This window comes from Nocardia sp. NBC_01503 (assembly GCF_036327755.1).
GTDB lineage: Bacteria > Actinomycetota > Actinomycetes > Mycobacteriales > Mycobacteriaceae > Nocardia.
This window is the reverse complement of sequence record NZ_CP109596.1, coordinates 4,265,680-4,282,134: the sequence shown is the minus strand read 5'-3', so window position 1 is coordinate 4,282,134 and position 16,455 is coordinate 4,265,680. Positions and strand designations below refer to the sequence as shown.

The window sequence follows — 16,455 nt, the reverse complement described above, 5'->3', positions numbered from 1 at the left end:
TTGTCCTGGTCAGGTTGTTTTTCCGACAAGGAAAGCTTCACATCGGGCGGGGTCGTCGAGTAGTGCTGTGCCGCACCGGTTACCTATGCATCCGGGGGTGTCTCGGATATGCACTTTGCACCCGCGCCCACGGGAAGCTGTGCGTCGAGCAGAAATTCGCCGTCGCATACAGAGGTGGTGAAGGAACCGCCCACATCGATGACGCGGGCACGCATATTGCGCAGGCCCCGGCCGTGCGGCCCATCCGAATCAACGGCACCGTCATTACGAATTGCCAAGTGCAGGTGGCCATTTCGCCGTCGACAGTCGATCTCGACCCGGGTCGCGGCGCTGTGCCGCAGAATATTGGTGACCGCCTCGCGCAGCACCGGCACCAGCGGCGCAGTGAGTTCCTCGGGCAGCTCGGCGTCGGATTCGAGGTGCACGACCTTGCCGTTCTCCACGAGGACCTTTCTCGCGGAGTGCAATTCGCGATGCAGCGACCGCTGCGGCAGATCATCAACCATGGCGCGCGCCTCGGTCCGCGCCTCTGCCGCGATCCGCAGCGACTCCTCGATCTCCAGGGCGGCCCGCCGCGGATCGCGGGCGATGAGCTCGGTGATCAGATCACTTTTGAGCGCGAGCACCGACAGCGTGAGCCCGAGCAGATCGTGCATATCGCGGGCCACGCGTAATCGCTCCACATGCAAGGTCATTCGAATGAGCTCGACGCGGGAGCGGTTCAGTTCCTCGGACAACTGCCAGAAGCGGGAGAGACCGAACAGCACCAGGGTGGCCTCCATGGCGAGTATGACCCAACCCGCGCGACTGGCCAGCTGGGCGGCGGGTTCGGTGTAGACGGCGCGCAGCGCGGTCAGGGCGGCGGCGATGACAAGTGCCGGAATTCCCGTTCGGCTCAACAGGACCGACGTCGCGAGCAGGATCAGCCACACGCACCAGTTGGCCCCCAGCCAGGGCAGCGGCACCAGGGTGATGGCCGCCTGGATCAGCAGCATGGGCGTGGCATACCGCGGCCAGCGCAATTGCGCCAGGAGCAGACCGGACATGGCGAACCCGCCGAGCGCCACGGCCGGACGATAGTCGGTGTTCTCCAGGGTTTGATCCACGGTCCAGGCGAGCAGGCTCATGACCAGGGCGGCCAGGGTCAGCCGCGGTGCCAGCCGGGCGACTGGTTCGATGTCCCGGGGTGGCGAGTCGGAGCGGTGATACACGTCGGCGGTCTCGCGCACGGTTTTGGTCATTCCGCGGGTCACCCGGGCCACCTGGGAGGCGGCCAGCCGCGCCATATCGGGCGCGGAATCGATATCACGACGGGCGACACGCAGCCAGATCATGACGAGATCGACTTGATCGCCGAGCGCGGCCCGCAATCGGCGCGCGAGCTGTAATCGCTCGCGCGCCAGGGTGACTCGCTCCAGGTCATCGCGGGTGGCGGTGAGCCGGTCGACCAGTTCCGGCAGGCGCAGCAGGCTGTAGATGACGATGGCGACGGCCGCGGTGGTGAGCACACCGTACAGGTAGGTGGCCCAGGTGTCCCGCCAATCCTGGTGCACACCACCGGCTACCGCTACGACCAGGCCGAAAGCCGGCCATCGCCAGCGCATCGGGACGCACCACAGCACCGTGGCGGCAAGCAGAAACCCCTGATTGACACCCGTATCGCCGGTGACGACGAGTGGAAGACAGGTCAGCGCGAGCTGAATCGGCAGCACCCACGGCCTGCTGCCGGGGCGACGCTGCGCCAGCACCAGCAGTCCGGCCTGTAGCGCGAAGCAGATCACCATCGCCGAATCGGCCCCGCCGACGAGCGCGGCCAGGGTGAAGAGGATCAGAAACAGATACCCGGCCGATCGCGGTAGTAGGGCCACACAGATGATTGCATACCAGGGCGGCGCTTCGGGCAACCGCGATAGTGCGCCGAACCTGCGGTGAGGAGCGAGGTTTCGTGATCAGAGTGCTGGTTGCCGAGGATATGCGGATACTCCGCGATACGCTCGTGGCGGCGTTGGAGTTGGAAGACGATATCGACGTGGTGGCCGCACTCGACCGCGGCGAATCCATTGTGGACACGGCCGTCGCCGAGCGGGTTGACCTATGCCTGCTGGATATCGATCTGCCCGGTATGGACGGTCTCACCGCCGCCACCGCATTGCGCACCGGCCTGCCGGACTGCCGCGTCCTCATTCTCACCGCGCTGGCGAATCCGGGTCATCTCAAGCGCGCCATGGAAATTGGCGTATCCGGCTTCATCCTCAAGGACACGCCCCGCCGGGAACTGCTGGTCGCGGTCCGTACCGTCGCCGCGGGCGGCCGGGTACTCGATCCGGAGTTGGCGTTCACCGCCCTGCGCACCCCCGACTGCCCGCTCACCGACCGCGAGATCGACGTACTGCGCTGCCTCGCCGCCGGTGCGGACCCCCGCGAGATCGCGGTGCAACTCAGTCTCACCTACGGAACGGTCCGCAATTACCTGGCCTCGTCGGTGGCAAAACTCCAGGCCCGCAATCGAGTCGACGCCATCCGCATCGCAACGGCCTCGGGCTGGCTGTAATCCACTTCCACCCCGCCGTACCGTACCCGTGCGGGGCTGCGCTTTTCAGCTAACACAGCGGACATAATTCGAGGCTCTGGGCTTCACACGGGGTGCCGACAATCGACAGATGTTGAACCCTGGACCCACCGTCGCGGAGATTCTGGCATCGCATGAAAGTGGTAGCGGGTCACCGATTCACACCGCCGTGCGGGTCGCGGATGCGATTGCCGCGCGGGGAGATGACGGGACCTGGATTACCGCGGTGCCGCGGGCGGAGCTGCTGGCGGCGGCCGCGGAGATCGAGCGGCGGCCGGGGGCGCGGACGTTGCCGCTGTACGGGGTGCCGTTCGGGGTGAAGGACAGTATCGATGTGGCGGGGTGGCCGACCACGCTGGCCTGTCCCGATTTCGCCTATACCGCAACGGAAACCGCGCCCGCTGTGCAGCGGCTGTTGGATGCGGGGGCGCTGTTCGCGGGGAAGACGAATCTGGATCAGTTCGCCACGGGGTTGAACGGGACACGGACGCCGTATCCGATTCCGCGGAGTGTGTGCGGCGGGGATTTGATCTCGGGTGGGTCCAGTTCCGGATCGGCGCGGGCGGTGGCGCTGGGTGAGGTGCCGTTCTGCGTGGCCACCGATACCGCGGGCTCGGGGCGGGTTCCCGCGGCGCTCAACGGGATTGTCGGGTGGAAGCCGTCGCGGGGGTTGATCAGCACGGTGGGACTGGTTCCGGCGTGTAAGTCGCTGGACTGCCTCACGCTCATGGCGACCACGGTCGAGGATCTGGATCGGGTTTTCGAGGTGATCGCCGATCCGGATCCGAATGATCCGTGGAGCCGCGAACGCGGAGAGCGGTTCGACGGCAACAAGATTCGACTCGGCCTGCCCGATGCGGTCGAGCTGGAGTTCTTCGGTGACGAGGTCTTCCGCACCGCGCACCTGGGGCTGCGCGAACGACTGCCCGGACTCGGATTCGACTGTGTGACGACCACGCTGCGGCCGTTCCTGGACGCGGGCGAACTGCTGTACCAGGGGCCATGGGTGGCCGAACGCCTGGTGGAGTTCGAGGACTTCCTCGCCGCGAAACCCGATTCGATACTGCCGGTGATTCGCGAAATCCTCACCGGCGGAATGCGGTTCACCGCCGTCGATGTCTTCCGCGCACAGCAGCGGCTGCAAGAGCTCAAATCCTTGGTGGCCCGGATGTGGCGTGAGGTCGATGTCATGGTGGTCCCGACCATCGGCACCACCTTCACGGTGCCGCAGGTGCTGGCCGATCCCATCGCCACCAATACCGTGCTCGGCCATTACACCCACTTCGGGAATCTGCTGGATCTCACCGCGATTGCCGTACCGCTGGGCGCCACCCCGGACGGTCGTCCGTTCTCGGCCATGGTCTTCGGACCCGCTCTGAGCGACGACACCGTCCTGGCGGCGGCCGCCCGCATCCTCGACGAGCCGCGCCCGCTGGTGGCGCATTCGGAAGTCCGGCTCGAACAGAGAGAACGAAGATGACGGCAGTTCAATATATTCCGGCGCAACCCGGCGAATTCTCCTTCGAGCCGAGCACTCTGGCTCTGCTCGTCATCGATATGCAGCGGGACTTCCTACTGCCCGGCGGGTTCGGCGAGAGCCTGGGCAATGACGTGGGATTGTTGCGCACCGTGATCGAACCGCTGGCGGGGCTGATGGCCGCCGCCCGCGCGGCCGGAATCCCGGTGATCCACACCCGAGAGGGTCACCTCCCGGATCTGTCCGACTGTCCTCCGGCGAAACTGTTGCGGGGCAGCCCTTCTCAACGCATCGGCGATCCCGGGGCGTTCGGCCGGATTCTGGTGCGCGGTGAATACGGGCACGACATCATCGACGAACTCGCGCCACTCGCGGGCGAGGTGGTGATCGACAAACCCGGTAAGGGCGCGTTCTACGCCACCGAACTCTCGGATGCGCTGGCGGGCAAGGGAATCACCTCATTGCTCGTCACCGGCGTCACCACCGAGGTGTGCGTGCACACCACCGTCCGTGAGGCCAATGATCGCGGCTTCGAATGCCTGGTCGTATCCGACTGTGTCGGTTCGTATTTCCCGGAATTCCAGCGGGTCGGGCTGGAGATGATCGCCGCGCAGGGCGGCATCTTCGGCTGGGTGGCCGATTCGGCCGCCGTCATCGGCGCTCTCACCGCCACGCTCTCCACCCCGGCTCAGTGAACAGGAACCACCATGTCCGTCGATACCAAGCTCCCTGACGAAACCGGTTCCGCCGCACCACTTTCCCTGCCCTGGTGGACGCGGGGGGATACCAATGCCTTCTTCGGGCTCGCCTTCAATATTCTGGTCAATGTCCTGACCCTGACCACACTCTCCATCGCGGTGGTGAAGATTCCGAGCGCGGATGTGCTCGGCACCGTCCTGCCCGCGCTCGGAATCGCCCTGGTACTGGGGAATCTGTACTACATGGTGCTCGCGCGGCGCCTGGCCCGGCGCGAGGGGCGCGATACGGTGACCGCGCTGCCGTACGGGCCGAGCGTGCCGCATATGTTCATCGTGGTCTTCGTGGTCATGCTGCCGATCTATCTGAAGACCAATGATCCGATGCGCGCGTGGGCCGCCGGCCTGGCGTGGGCGTTCATGATCGGCGTGATCGTCATGATCGGGGCGTTCGTCGGACCGTTCATTCGCAAGATCACCCCGCGCGCGGCGATGCTCGGCACCCTGGCGGGTATCTCCATCACCTTCATCGCCATGCGCCCGGCCGCGCAGATGTGGGAGGCGGCCTGGATCGGATTGCCGGTGCTGGCGATCATTCTGATCGGGTTCTTCACCAATGTCCGGCTGCCGGGCAATATTCCGATCGGATTGGTGGCGCTGCTGGTCGGTACCGCCATCGGCTGGATCGGCGGGTACATGTCGGTGCCGGATGTGTCGGCGGCGGCGCACGATATCGCGCTCGGGCTACCGGATCTGCGATTGCGTCTGCTCTTCGACGGGCTCAGTCATCTGGCCCCGCTGCTCGCCACCGCGATTCCCCTCGGTGTGTACAACTTCACCGAGGCCATGAGCAATGTGGAGAGCGCGGCAGCGGCGGGCGACAACTACAACCTGCGCAGTGTGCTGCTGGCCGACGGTTTCGGGGCGATCATCGGCTCCGGATTCGGCTCGCCGTTCCCGCCCGCGGTGTACATCGGACATCCCGGCTGGAAGGACGCGGGCGGGCGCACCGGGTATTCGCTCGCCAGCGGCGCGGTCATCGGATTGATGTGTCTGCTGGGGCTTTTCGGAGTGCTCGCCACCATTCTGCCGATTCCCGCGATCGTGCCGATCCTGCTCTACATCGGATTGCTGATCGGTGCGCAAGCGTTCCAAGCGGTTCCGCGATTGCACGCCGTCGCGGTGGTGGCGGCGCTGCTGCCGAATCTCGCGGAATGGGGTGTCGGACAGATCGACAACGCGCTCAGCGCGGCCGGAACCACCGCGGACAAGGTCGGGATGGATGCGCTCGGACAGGCCGGGGTGGTGTACGACGGGTTGAAGACGCTCGGCTCCGGTGCGGTGCTGGCCGGTCTGGTGCTGGGCACCATGGTGACGTTCATTCTCGAAAAGCGTTTCCGTGCGGCGGCACTCGCCTCGGCGGTGGGCGCGGTGCTGGCCTGGATCGGATTGATACACGCCAGCGAGGTCGGCTGGGCCGCCGCACCGCAGGTCTCCCTCGGATACCTGTTCTTCGGTGCGGTGTGCGGGGCCTGCTCGTTCCTGCCCGGCACCGCACCCGCGCCGGAGATCGACACGCCCGAGCCCGCCGACACGATCGAGGGGGAATCCACGTAGCGCGAAGGGCCGAGCGCGGGGCACACTCGGTGACGTGAAGCTGAGCTCAGTTGGGGGAGGGCTGTCGTGAGCACGCTCGCCCGAGGAGAGAATCGCCCCGCGCCCGGGGAACGATTGACGGTGACGGTCGCGGGTTCGGCCGCACTCGATGTGTCGGCGCTGCTGCTTGGCACCGACGGCCGGGTGCGGTCCGATGCGGACTTCGTCTTCTTCAATCAGCCTGCGGGGCCGGGGGTTACGTACCGGCACGGGCGCGGCAGCGGCGATATGGTCGATGTGCGGACCGGTGCGCTGCCGGCGAATGTGGACAAGGTGGTGGTCACCGCCAGCCTCGACGGCAGCGGACCCGCCACCTTCGCGGGCGTGGGTACGCTGACCGCGACCATTACCGCCGATTCAGGGACCTTGACCTTTCCCATGTCCGGGCTCAGCACCGAGACCGCCGTGGTGTGCGTGGAGATCTACCGGCGCGGTGGCGCGTGGAAGGTGCGCGCGGTCGGGCAGGGCTATGACAACGGGCTGGCCGGTATCGCCGAGGCATTCGGCGTGAATATCGATGACGAGCCCGCGCCGCCGAGCGCCGCCGCGGTCGCGACACCGCCCGGGCAGTACCCCTCCGCCCCGCCGCCCGCCCAGGGTGGGCCGTCCGGCGGATACGCGCCACCCGCCCCGAGTGCACCGCCGCCGGGCCAGTACCAGCCGCCTCCCGCGCAGCCGGGCCAATACGCCCCGCCGCCCGGGCAATTCGCGCCGCCGGGCCAGTTCAGCCCTCCTCCCCCGCCGCCGCCCGCTGCCCCGCAACCTCATTCACCCGCACCGGCTTACTCCGCGCCGGTCACACCCGCGTTTTCGCAAGGAGCCCAGCCCATGCAGAGTGAACTGTTCGATCCCCGCCATGCCGAGGTCAATGGCATCGGTATTCAGAAGCAGGGCGGCAAGATGATCAAGGTCGCCGTCAATGGGGAGGTGCTGGCGCGGGCCGGGTCGATGGTCGCCTACCAGGGCGATCTGCAGTTCAAGGCGCTCGGTTCGGGTGGGATCGGGCGCGCGATCCAGCAGCGGCTGACCGGTGAGGGCGTCCCGCTCATGAAGGTCACCGGACGCGGCGATCTGTTCCTGGCCAATGGCGCGGCCGATGTGCACACCGTCGACCTGGACGGCACCGACGGACTCACCATCAATGGCGCGAATGTGCTGGCCTTCGATCCGACGCTGACCTACAACATCAAAATGGTGCAGGGCGCGGCCGGTTACGCCAGCAATGCCGGGCTCTTCAACTGTGTCTTCACCGGCCGCGGCCGGATCGCCATCACCACGCACGGCTCCCCCGTCGTGCTCAATGTCGATCAGCCCACCTACGCCGATCCGCAGGCCGCCGTGGCTTGGTCCTCGAGCTTGCAGACCGGTATCAAACGCAATGACTCCTTCGGCTTCTCCCGCCTCATCGGGCGCAGCACCGGCGAGGGTATGACGCTGTCCTTCTCCGGCCGCGGCTTCGTCATCGTGCAACCGTCGGAACTCCCGCCGGGCGGTTTCATCGGCGGTACCGGCGGTGGTCAGGAGGCCGGACAGTCCGGTGGCCTGCTCGGCGGCATCCTCGGCTGATCTCGGCGCCCCCGCCTAGGATCGGGGGAATGAAGGTGCTCGGGGCTTGCCCGCTGGATTGTCCGGATGCTTGCTCCTGGGTGGTCGACGTCGAGGACGGCGTCGCGGTGGGGTTGCGCGGGAACAAGGCGCATCCGATCACCCGGGGCGCGCTCTGCGTGAAGGTGAACCGGTACCTCGAGCAGGTGCGGTCACCCGAGCGGATCACCCATCCGATGCGACGGGTGGGCGCCAAGGGTGCGGGTCGCTTCGAGCGCATCACCTGGGATGAGGCGCTCGCGGAGATCTCCGAGCGATTGACCGGGATCATCGACGAGTACGGCGCGGAGGCGATCTGGCCGTTCCACGGGACCGGGAGCCTCGGGTACATCCAAGGGCTGGAAGGGTTTTCCGGGCGGCGGTTCTTCAATGCGCTGGGCGCCTCGCTGCATGATCCGACGATCTGCTCGGTCGCGGGATCGCTCGGGGTGAAGTACACGCTGGGCACTTCTGGCGGTATGGATCCCGAGGACTTCGTCAAATCGGAGTTGATCCTGCTGTGGGGCACCAATCCGCTGAGCTCGGGGCATCACGGGTGGAAGTTCATTCAGGACAGCGGGGCGTATACCGTCGCCATCGATCCGGTGCGATCGCGGACGGCGGAGCGCTGCGATGAGCACCTCGCACCACTGCCGGGGACGGACGCGGCGCTGGCGCTGGGGCTCATGCATGTGATCGTCTCGCTGGGCGCGCAGGATGACGAGTTCATTGCCTCGCATACCGTGGGCTGGGGTGAATTCCACACGCGCATAGCCGAATTCACACCGGACCGGGTCGCGGAGATCACCGGGCTACCGGTGGAGCGAATTGTGGCGCTGGGTGAGCGCATCGCCCGCACCCGGCCCACCGCTATTCGCGCCTCCCAGGGTATGCAGCGGCATGCGGGCGGCGGCATGGCGCTTCGGGCACTGGCCTGTCTGCCTGGCGTCACCGGCGATTGGGCGATTCCCGGTGGCGGACTGCACTATTCGACGAGCGGGCACTTCGATCTGAACGATGCCGAGCTGGCGCGATACGACCTGCTACCGCATCCGGTGCGCACACTGTCCATGACGCGGCTCGGCGAGGGTCTGCTGGAGGTGGACGAGCCACCGGTCAAGGCACTGTTCGTCATCGCCGCCAATCCGGTCGGCTCGAATCCGGAGCAGGGGAAGGTGATTCGGGGCCTGTCGCGCGAGGATCTGTTCACCGTCGTGCTGGAGCACTTTCCGACCGATACCGTCGACTACGCCGATATCGTGCTGCCGGCCACCATGCAGCCCGAACATCTCGATGTGCTGGCCGCGTACGGGAATCTGTACCTGGTGTGGAATGAACCGGCGGTGTCCGCACCGGGCGAATGTCTGCCCACCACAGAGACTTTCCGGCGGTTGGCGCGGAGCATGGGCCTCACCGAACCCGCGCTGTACGACTCCGACGAGGAGCTGGCGGCGCAGCTGCTGAAGGGGCACGATATCGAGCGGTTGCGCACCGAGGGCTTCCTTAAGGTGGCGGCGCGGCCGGTGCCCACCGATAAGCTGAATTTCGTTTCGACCCGGGCCGAAATGGCGGGCCACGACCCGCTTCCGGCGTACATTCCGCCCGCCGATCCGGGCGACGGACTGGTGCTGATCTCGGCGGCCTCGCACTACTTCCTGAATACCACCTTCGGCAACAACACCGAATTGCGCCGTCGCTCAGGCGATCCCACGGTGGCACTGCATCCCGACGATGCCGCCGCCCGCGGTATCGCGGACGGCGATCCGATCACCGTGGCCAATGACCGCGGTGCGTTCGACGCCATCGCCGAGGTCTCCGACCGCGTCCGCACCGGCGTCGCGGCCACCACCAAGGGCCGCTGGGCCAAACTGTCGGGCGGATCGACCGTGAATGCCACTATCGCCGAACGGGATTCGGATTTCGGCGGGGGCGCGGTCTTCCACGACAATCGGGTGCGGATCACGCCCCGAGGCTAGGAGACCTGGATATTCACCCGGGCCCCCGGCGGTATCCGCCGAACCTGATCGTGGATCTGGCCGAGTATATCGAGGCTCATCGACACCTCGGCGACCTCGACATTCTCGACCTCGAGCGCACCACCGAGCACCAACGGGTGCGAGAAGTCGTAGATCTCGTCCGCACCGGGCACCAGCCCACCCTCCGCCAGCGCGAAGGCGAGCTCGGCAATGAGGTATTTCTCCTGTCCCGCAGCGGTATTCAGCTCCGCTTCGAGCTGTTCCAGGCTGTCCCACTCCCGGGTCAGCTCCCCTTCGATGGTGTCCAGCCACCACACGCCGTCATCCGCGCCGAAGAAGACATCGCCGAAAACGGAGGTGAACAAGGGGGTCTTGCCATCCAGTCCGATCCACGCCCATGAGCTCAAAGCGTCGTTGAATTGCTCAGGTGTGAACCATTTGATTAGTTCCACACGGGCACATTACATCTCACGCGCGCGCCGGTATCGGCGTGAACGCGCTACCGGCGGGTTGCGCCGCCTTGGGCAGCAACAGCGGGGTGAAAAGCAGCAGCACGCCCGAGATGGTGATGGCGGTGAGCGGACCGGTGCGGGTGGCGAGCACACCCCAGATCACCATGAGCAGTGCGTGCACGAGTTTGCTCGCCGCACTCCAGGTGCTGAGTACCCGGGCGGCGTGATCCGCCGAAATCCGTTGCAGGCGTTCGGTCGCGTAGATCGGATTGAAGATGCCCATGCAGGTGATCAGCAGACCCTCGACGACGATCACGGTCAAGAGTCCGGGGACACCGGGTTGCACGAACGCGAGTCCCAGCGGGAAGAGCGATCGCAGCCAGCCGAAGACCATCATGATTCGGTGCTGCCCGAAACGGCCCACCAGGCGCGCGGACAGGCGCGCGCCGACGAAGCCGCCGAGGGCCGGAATACCGAAGGCGATCCCGTATTGCCAAGCGGGATACTGGTATCGGCCCAGCAGCAGCACGGCCAGCAGCGGGGCGGTGGCCATGATCAGCCCGCCCACCAGGATCGAGTTGAGGAACAGTCGCAGGAGTGCGTGATCGCGGCGGATGACCCGCCAGCCGGTGAGCAGATCGGCCGGGCGCAGTCCGGCATCCGAGCGGGGTGCCGCGATATCCCCGCCGCGAATGCGCAGTACCCCGAACGCCGACAACAGATAACTGAGGGCATCGGCCAGTACGGTGACCACCGGACCGAGCAGTCCGATGAGCGCACCACCGAGCGGCGGACCCGCCGCGGTCGCCACCCAGCCGGTCCCCTCGAAGCGCCCGTTCGCCACCAGGAGTTGATCGCGCGGAACGAGATACTTCAGATACGCGCCGGACGCCGCGGCGAAGGCGATATTCGCGGTGCCGGAGATGACCGAGACGATCAGCAGCTGGCCGTAGGACAGCAGGCCGAGAACGTACGTGACCGGGATGCTCACCATCGCGGCGAAGCGGATCAGGTCCATGGCGATCATCACCGGTCGCTTGGCCCGGTGCTCGACCCATGGTCCGAGCGAGAACGCGACCAGCGCCGCCACCGCGAGCCCGGACGCCTCCAGGAGCGAAACCGCGAAGGTCGGCGAGTGCAACACTCGAACCGCGATCAACGGGAAGGCTCCGAAAGCCATCCACGTGCCGTAGGTACTCACGGCATAGGCCGACCACAGCCAGCCGAAATTGCGCCCCAATTGCACCCGTGTACTCCCTTGCGACAACCGATGTTCGGGTCCATGAATCACAACAGGCGCACGGCCAGGCGATCAAACAACCGCCTTTCGGCGCGCCACAACCATCGGTTGAGCACCCATAGGGTGGAGCGGTGGATACCGAAGCCGTCAGATCGTTCGTCCGGGCCGCCGAGCTCGGACAGTTGCAACATGCGGCCGATGAGCTCGGCGTGACCCAGCAGGCCGTATCGAAGCGGATCGCCGCCCTCGAACGCGCACTCGACATCCGATTGTTCACCCGCACCGCGCGCGGGGTGGAGTTGACCCTCGACGGCCAGGCATTCCTGCCGCACGCGCGCACCATCGTCACCGGTGTCGATCGCGCGATCACCGCGATCAGGCCGGGTTCGCGGGCGCTACGCATCGACGTGCTGGGTCTGCGCTCGGCGCAGGCCGTTGTGCTGCACGAGTATTGGCGGGCGCATCCCGAGGTCGACCTCGACGTGGTGACGCTGCGGGTCGATGATCCGCGCGAGGTGGTGGCCGCGGTCCGGGCGGGCGATATCGACGCCTCGTTCCGGTCGGTCACCGATCCGGGCACGCTGCCGCGGGAGGTGCGGATGATCCACGCCTTCGACTCTCCGTCGGAACTGCTTGTCGGACCTCGGCATCCGCTCGCCGCCGCCCGCACGCTCACACCCGCCCAACTGCGCGGGCATCGGATCTGGGTGCCGGGTATCGCGCCGGGCAGTGAATGGTCGGACTTCTACGATCAGCTCGTCGCCGAGTTCGATCTCCGGATCGATGCAGCCGGGCCGAACTTCGGCAATGAGGTGCTGCTGGATATTCTCGCGGACTCCGCGGAGGTGGCGACCCTGGTGGGTGCGCGTGATCGGTACCTGTGGCCGACCAACCACGATCTGCGCCGGATACCGATCGCGAATCCGACATTGGCGTATCCGCTTTCGCTCATGATGCCGAGCGCGAATCCGCATCCGCGACTGCGGCCGATCATCGACCATTTCGGCGGCCTGACGCCGGTGGCCGAGCCGGTCTGGCGACCGTCCTGGGCGCTTCGACGCTGATCCGCGCTCGGGCCGGAATGTGATGCTCCTATTTGTGTCAAGTCATGCTGCGGCGAGCCATGCTCGGTAGCGTTGGGCGAGTTCGTAATCGGGGTAGGTGCCCAGTTCGGTGCGGCAAATCTTGGTGACGTAGGTGCCCATAGCGGCTGCGGCGATGCTGAGGGGAATGTTCTTGGCTTGCCGTGCTGGGCGCAGGTCTTCGAGTCCGGGGGCGGCCAGGCCGCGGGTGAGGGATTTGAAGACCTCGCGAGCGATCGCGCGTTTGAGGATGCGCAGGATCTCGGCGGGGTTGCGGCCTTTATCACGTTGTGCGCGAACGAATTCGCGGGTGCGGGCGTCGGAGGACATACGGACCAGTGCGATGGTGTGCAGGGCGCAGTTCGCGTGTCTGTCACCGCCTCGGGAGAGCCGGTAGCGGGTGGTCTTGCCCGAGGATGCAGGAACCGGGGCGGTGCCGCATAAGGCGGCGAAGGATGCTTCGCTGCGAAGTCGTTCGGGGTTGGCTCCGGCGGTGATGAGCAGTTGGGCGGCGGTGTTGGGGCCGACCCCGTGCAGAGACATCAGGTGGGGGTTGGCGGCGGTGGCCAGTTCGCGGACCTGTTTCTGGAGATCGTCGGCCTGGGTGGTGAGGAAGCGGTGTCGTTGGGCCAGGGTCTTGAGCGCGGTCAGCACCGCCCGCACGACCGGATCAGCTCTGTCTGGTCGGCAGGCTGCGAGCGCGGTGACCAGTGCTTTGTCCTTCAGGTGCCGGTACTTCTCCCGGATCGCGGCTGGGGCGGTGATGAGCATGTGGTGGATCTGGTTCATCGCGGCGGTGCTGGCTTTGACCGCTGAGCGGCGGGCGTTGTTCAACGCGCGCAGCGCCTCGATCTGCTCGGTCTTGGGTGCGGCGTTCGCGCGCCCGGACAAGACCGCGCGGGCGGCCTGGTAGGCGTCGATGGGGTCGGATTTTCCGTGCATCCGCCGCACGGATCGTTCGGGCCGGATGACCTCGCGGACCTCGATTCCCGCCGCGAGGACCGCGCGGGTGAACCCTGCCCCGTAGGAGCTGGTGCCCTCGATGCCGACGACATCCACAGTTCCGTGGGAGGCCAAGAACTCCAGGGCGTCCCGGTATCCGGTTGCGGTGGTGGGGAATTCGTGATCGCCCAGTTCCCGCCCCACCGCGTCCAGGGCCGCGACGTGGATGGTGTCGGCGTGGGTATCGGCTCCCGCCACGAGCGAGATATTGGTGACCGGCCGCGACGCTGCCATGCTTGATACTGCCTTCCCGTAACGACTTCGGTGGGTCGACGCCGGTCGGGCGAGCAGACAGGACATTGATGAGGCTTCGCCAGGCTCTTATTAAGTCATGTCCGCCCGGCCGGCGAGCGGGAGCCTTGACTACCGATCAGACCAAGTGATGGTCAGCCCAGCAGGGCGACAGTCGGTGGGAGAGATACAGCGGTCAAGGCCCTGAAACATCATCAGTGTCGGTGGGTGCTGTCATGCTGGGCGTAAGTGTCCAGGGTCGCGGAAGAAGGGCTGGCGCAGCATGATTCGCGTGCTCTTGTGTGAGCGGGAACCACTGGTCCGGGTGGGGTTGCGGGCGGTGGTGGGGGCAGAGGCGGGAATGGCGGTGGTCGGGGAGTTCAGTGATGGGCCGACGGCCGCCTCCGCCATGTCGGAGTTGGAGCCGAATGTGATTGTGGCGGATACCTCGGCGCTCACGGGGGCGTCGGGGTGTGCGTCGGGCGAGTTGGTGGAGACGTCGCTGGCGGCCGGTGTTCCGGTCTTGGTGCTGGCGCATCGGGGGTGCCTGGATGGGGCGGCGGCCGCGCTGCGCGCCGGGGCGCGGGGGTTTCTGCTGAAGGATGATCCGCCCGCGCAGATCGCCTATGGGATAAGGGAAGTCGCGGCGGGTAACGCACTGCTGTCGCCGACGGTGACCGCTCGATTGCTCGCCGATCTCATGCCCGTCGAGCGGCCGGAGACGGTGCGGTCGGAGGTGGATCTGCGGTCGGTGCTGACCGCTCGCGAGGTGCAGGTGCTGAGTCTGCTGGCGGGTGGGATGACGGTCGGCGGGATTGCCGAACGCCTGGTGGTGGCGGAGGTGACGGTGCGATCGCATATTCACCATATGCTGCGGAAGTTGGAGCTGGATCGGGCATTTCAGGCCGTGGCGCTGGCGCATGCGAGCGGGCTGCTCAACAGTCGTTGATGGCAAAGTTCCACTATTGACCGACGATATTCGAAGCCTCCATCGATACCGTGGAAAGTCAAGGGAGCGTGCGGAATTCGCATCGCTCGGACTGCACGCACGAGGGGTCGACATGGCGGAGGAAGAACGCGGCGCGGGGCCGGATGGTCGGCCGGAGGCGGGTCGGCGGCGCAGTGCGGATGAGCGGCGTATGGCGGATCATCAACGGGCCGTCGCGGAGTTGGCGGGGCGGTACGCCGCACTCCCCGCCGATCAGCCGGTGCGGTTGGCCAAGCGCAGCTCCAATCTGTATAGGCCCCGGCAGCGGCACCGGGGCGCGAGCCTCGCGGTGCATGGGCTCGATGGGGTTTTACGCGTCGATCCGGTGGCGCGCATCGCCGAGGTGCAGGGTATGGCCACCTACGAGACCATTGCCGACGCCACGCTCGCGCACGGCATGCTGCCGTCGGTGGTGCTGGACTGCAAGACCATCACCATCGGCGGCGGGGTGGCGGGTACCGGGGCGGAGTCCTCCTCATTCCGGGCCGGACTGCCGCACGACAGCATTCTCGAGATGGATGTGCTCACCGGTGACGGCCGGGTGCTCACCGCTACGCGGGACAATGAGCATTCCGATCTGTTCCACGGAATGGCGCACTCGTACGGCTCACTGGGCTACGCGGTACGGCTGCGGGTGGAGCTGGAACCGGCGAAACCCTATGTGCGGCTGCGGCATGTGCGGCTGAGCTCGGCCCGGGAGTGGGTCTCCGCACTGCGGCGCGTCGATGCCGAGCGGCAGTTCGAGGGGCAGCCGGTCGATTTCGTGGACGGGGTCTACTTCGACTCCGGCGCACTGTATCTGGTGCTCGCGACCTTCACCGACGCACCGCCGTACGTCTCGGACTACACGCGCGGTGCCGTCTACTACCACTCCATTCGGACGCGCTCGGAGGACCACCTCTCTACCCGGGATTACCTGTGGCGCTGGGATACCGACCTGTACTGGACCTCCAAACTCTTCGGCCTGGAGAATCCGGTACTGCGCAGGGTGTGGCCGCGCCGGTATCGCACCGCCGCGGTGCAGCGGCGGCTTCAGATGTGGTTCCGCGCCGGCGGGGTCACCGACCGGGTGCGGGCGGGGGTGGGGCGGCCGGTGGAGTGGGTGCTCCAGGATGCCGATCTGCCGGTCTCGACGGTGCCGGAGTTCCTGGAGTTCTTCCGGCGCGAGGTCGGCATCAGTCCGGTCTGGTTGTGTCCCATGCGATTGCGGGAACCTGCGCTGCTGTACCCGATCGAACCGCGGGAGCTGTATGTGAGCGTCGGCTTCTGGTGGCCGGTACCGCTGCGCCACGGGCAGGCCGCCGATCATCACAATCGGCTGATCGAGCGCAAGATCACCGAACTGGGCGGGCATAAGCCGCTGTACTCCACCGCGCACTACACCGAGGCGGAGTTCTGGGCGCAGTACGGCGGTGACGCCTACCGAAAGTTGAAGGCCGCCTATGACTCCGGTGATCGACTACCCGATCTCTACGACAAGTGCGTGCGGGGGCGGTGAGCGAT

13 protein-coding genes are annotated in these 16,455 nt (G+C 66.6%); 9 read left to right on the top strand and 4 right to left on the bottom strand.

All coding sequences use genetic code 11. From position 1 onward, the window contains the following. Positions 1–83: 83 nt before the first annotated feature. Positions 84–1,868, bottom strand: coding sequence for a sensor histidine kinase (locus OHB26_RS19240; protein ID WP_330178663.1), 1,785 nt, complete (start codon positions 1,866–1,868; stop codon positions 84–86). Positions 1,869–1,945: 77 nt separating this feature from the next. Between OHB26_RS19240 and OHB26_RS19235 the strand changes: the two genes are divergently transcribed. From OHB26_RS19235 to OHB26_RS19210, 6 genes are all read left to right on the top strand, one after another. After that, on the top strand, positions 1,946–2,551 hold the full coding sequence (locus OHB26_RS19235; protein WP_330178662.1) for a response regulator transcription factor: 606 nt from the start codon (positions 1,946–1,948) through the stop codon (positions 2,549–2,551). 109 nt (positions 2,552–2,660) lie between these two features. Next, positions 2,661–4,049 carry an allophanate hydrolase gene (locus OHB26_RS19230; protein WP_330178661.1) on the top strand — a complete coding sequence of 463 codons (1,389 nt, stop codon included), beginning with the start codon at positions 2,661–2,663 and terminating at the stop codon, positions 4,047–4,049. Next, complete coding sequence (locus OHB26_RS19225) at positions 4,046–4,741, top strand: cysteine hydrolase family protein (protein ID WP_330178660.1); 696 nt, start codon at positions 4,046–4,048, stop codon at positions 4,739–4,741. The genes OHB26_RS19230 and OHB26_RS19225 overlap by 4 nt, the downstream gene beginning before the upstream one ends. Before the next feature lie 12 nt (positions 4,742–4,753). Next, positions 4,754–6,358 (top strand): regulator, encoded by a 1,605-nt coding sequence (locus OHB26_RS19220; protein ID WP_330178659.1) that lies wholly within the window; start codon positions 4,754–4,756, stop codon positions 6,356–6,358. Positions 6,359–6,424: 66 nt separating this feature from the next. Next, positions 6,425–7,963, top strand: a complete 1,539-nt coding sequence (locus OHB26_RS19215) for an AIM24 family protein (protein WP_330178658.1) — start codon at positions 6,425–6,427, stop codon at positions 7,961–7,963. A gap of 29 nt (positions 7,964–7,992) precedes the next feature. After that, on the top strand, positions 7,993–9,957 hold the full coding sequence (locus tag OHB26_RS19210) for a molybdopterin-containing oxidoreductase family protein (protein ID WP_330178657.1): 1,965 nt from the start codon (positions 7,993–7,995) through the stop codon (positions 9,955–9,957). Here the strand turns inward: OHB26_RS19210 and OHB26_RS19205 are convergent. Both OHB26_RS19205 and OHB26_RS19200 read right to left on the bottom strand, forming a co-directional pair. Next, positions 9,954–10,409: a T6SS immunity protein Tdi1 domain-containing protein gene (locus tag OHB26_RS19205; RefSeq protein ID WP_330178656.1), complete on the bottom strand. Its 456-nt coding sequence runs from the start codon at positions 10,407–10,409 to the stop codon at positions 9,954–9,956. The two genes, OHB26_RS19210 and OHB26_RS19205, sit on opposite strands and share 4 nt — an antisense overlap. A gap of 16 nt (positions 10,410–10,425) precedes the next feature. Continuing rightward, complete coding sequence (locus OHB26_RS19200) at positions 10,426–11,655, bottom strand: MFS transporter (RefSeq protein WP_330178655.1); 1,230 nt, start codon at positions 11,653–11,655, stop codon at positions 10,426–10,428. Positions 11,656–11,780: 125 nt separating this feature from the next. On the opposite strand from OHB26_RS19200, the gene OHB26_RS19195 reads away from it, so the two are divergent. Beyond that, complete coding sequence (locus OHB26_RS19195) at positions 11,781–12,713, top strand: LysR family transcriptional regulator (protein WP_330178654.1); 933 nt, start codon at positions 11,781–11,783, stop codon at positions 12,711–12,713. Between the two features lie 42 nt (positions 12,714–12,755). Here the strand turns inward: OHB26_RS19195 and OHB26_RS19190 are convergent, their stop codons facing one another. Further along, complete coding sequence (locus OHB26_RS19190; RefSeq protein WP_330178653.1) at positions 12,756–13,967, bottom strand: IS110 family transposase; 1,212 nt, start codon at positions 13,965–13,967, stop codon at positions 12,756–12,758. A gap of 280 nt (positions 13,968–14,247) precedes the next feature. Here OHB26_RS19190 and OHB26_RS19185 point away from each other — a divergent pair, with 280 nt between their 5' ends. Together OHB26_RS19185 and OHB26_RS19180 are read left to right on the top strand one after the other, a co-directional pair. Next, positions 14,248–14,913: a response regulator transcription factor gene (locus OHB26_RS19185; RefSeq protein ID WP_330178652.1), complete on the top strand. Its 666-nt coding sequence runs from the start codon at positions 14,248–14,250 to the stop codon at positions 14,911–14,913. 112 nt (positions 14,914–15,025) lie between these two features. Then, complete coding sequence (locus OHB26_RS19180; RefSeq protein ID WP_330178651.1) at positions 15,026–16,450, top strand: FAD-binding oxidoreductase; 1,425 nt, start codon at positions 15,026–15,028, stop codon at positions 16,448–16,450. Positions 16,451–16,455 lie beyond the last annotated feature (5 nt).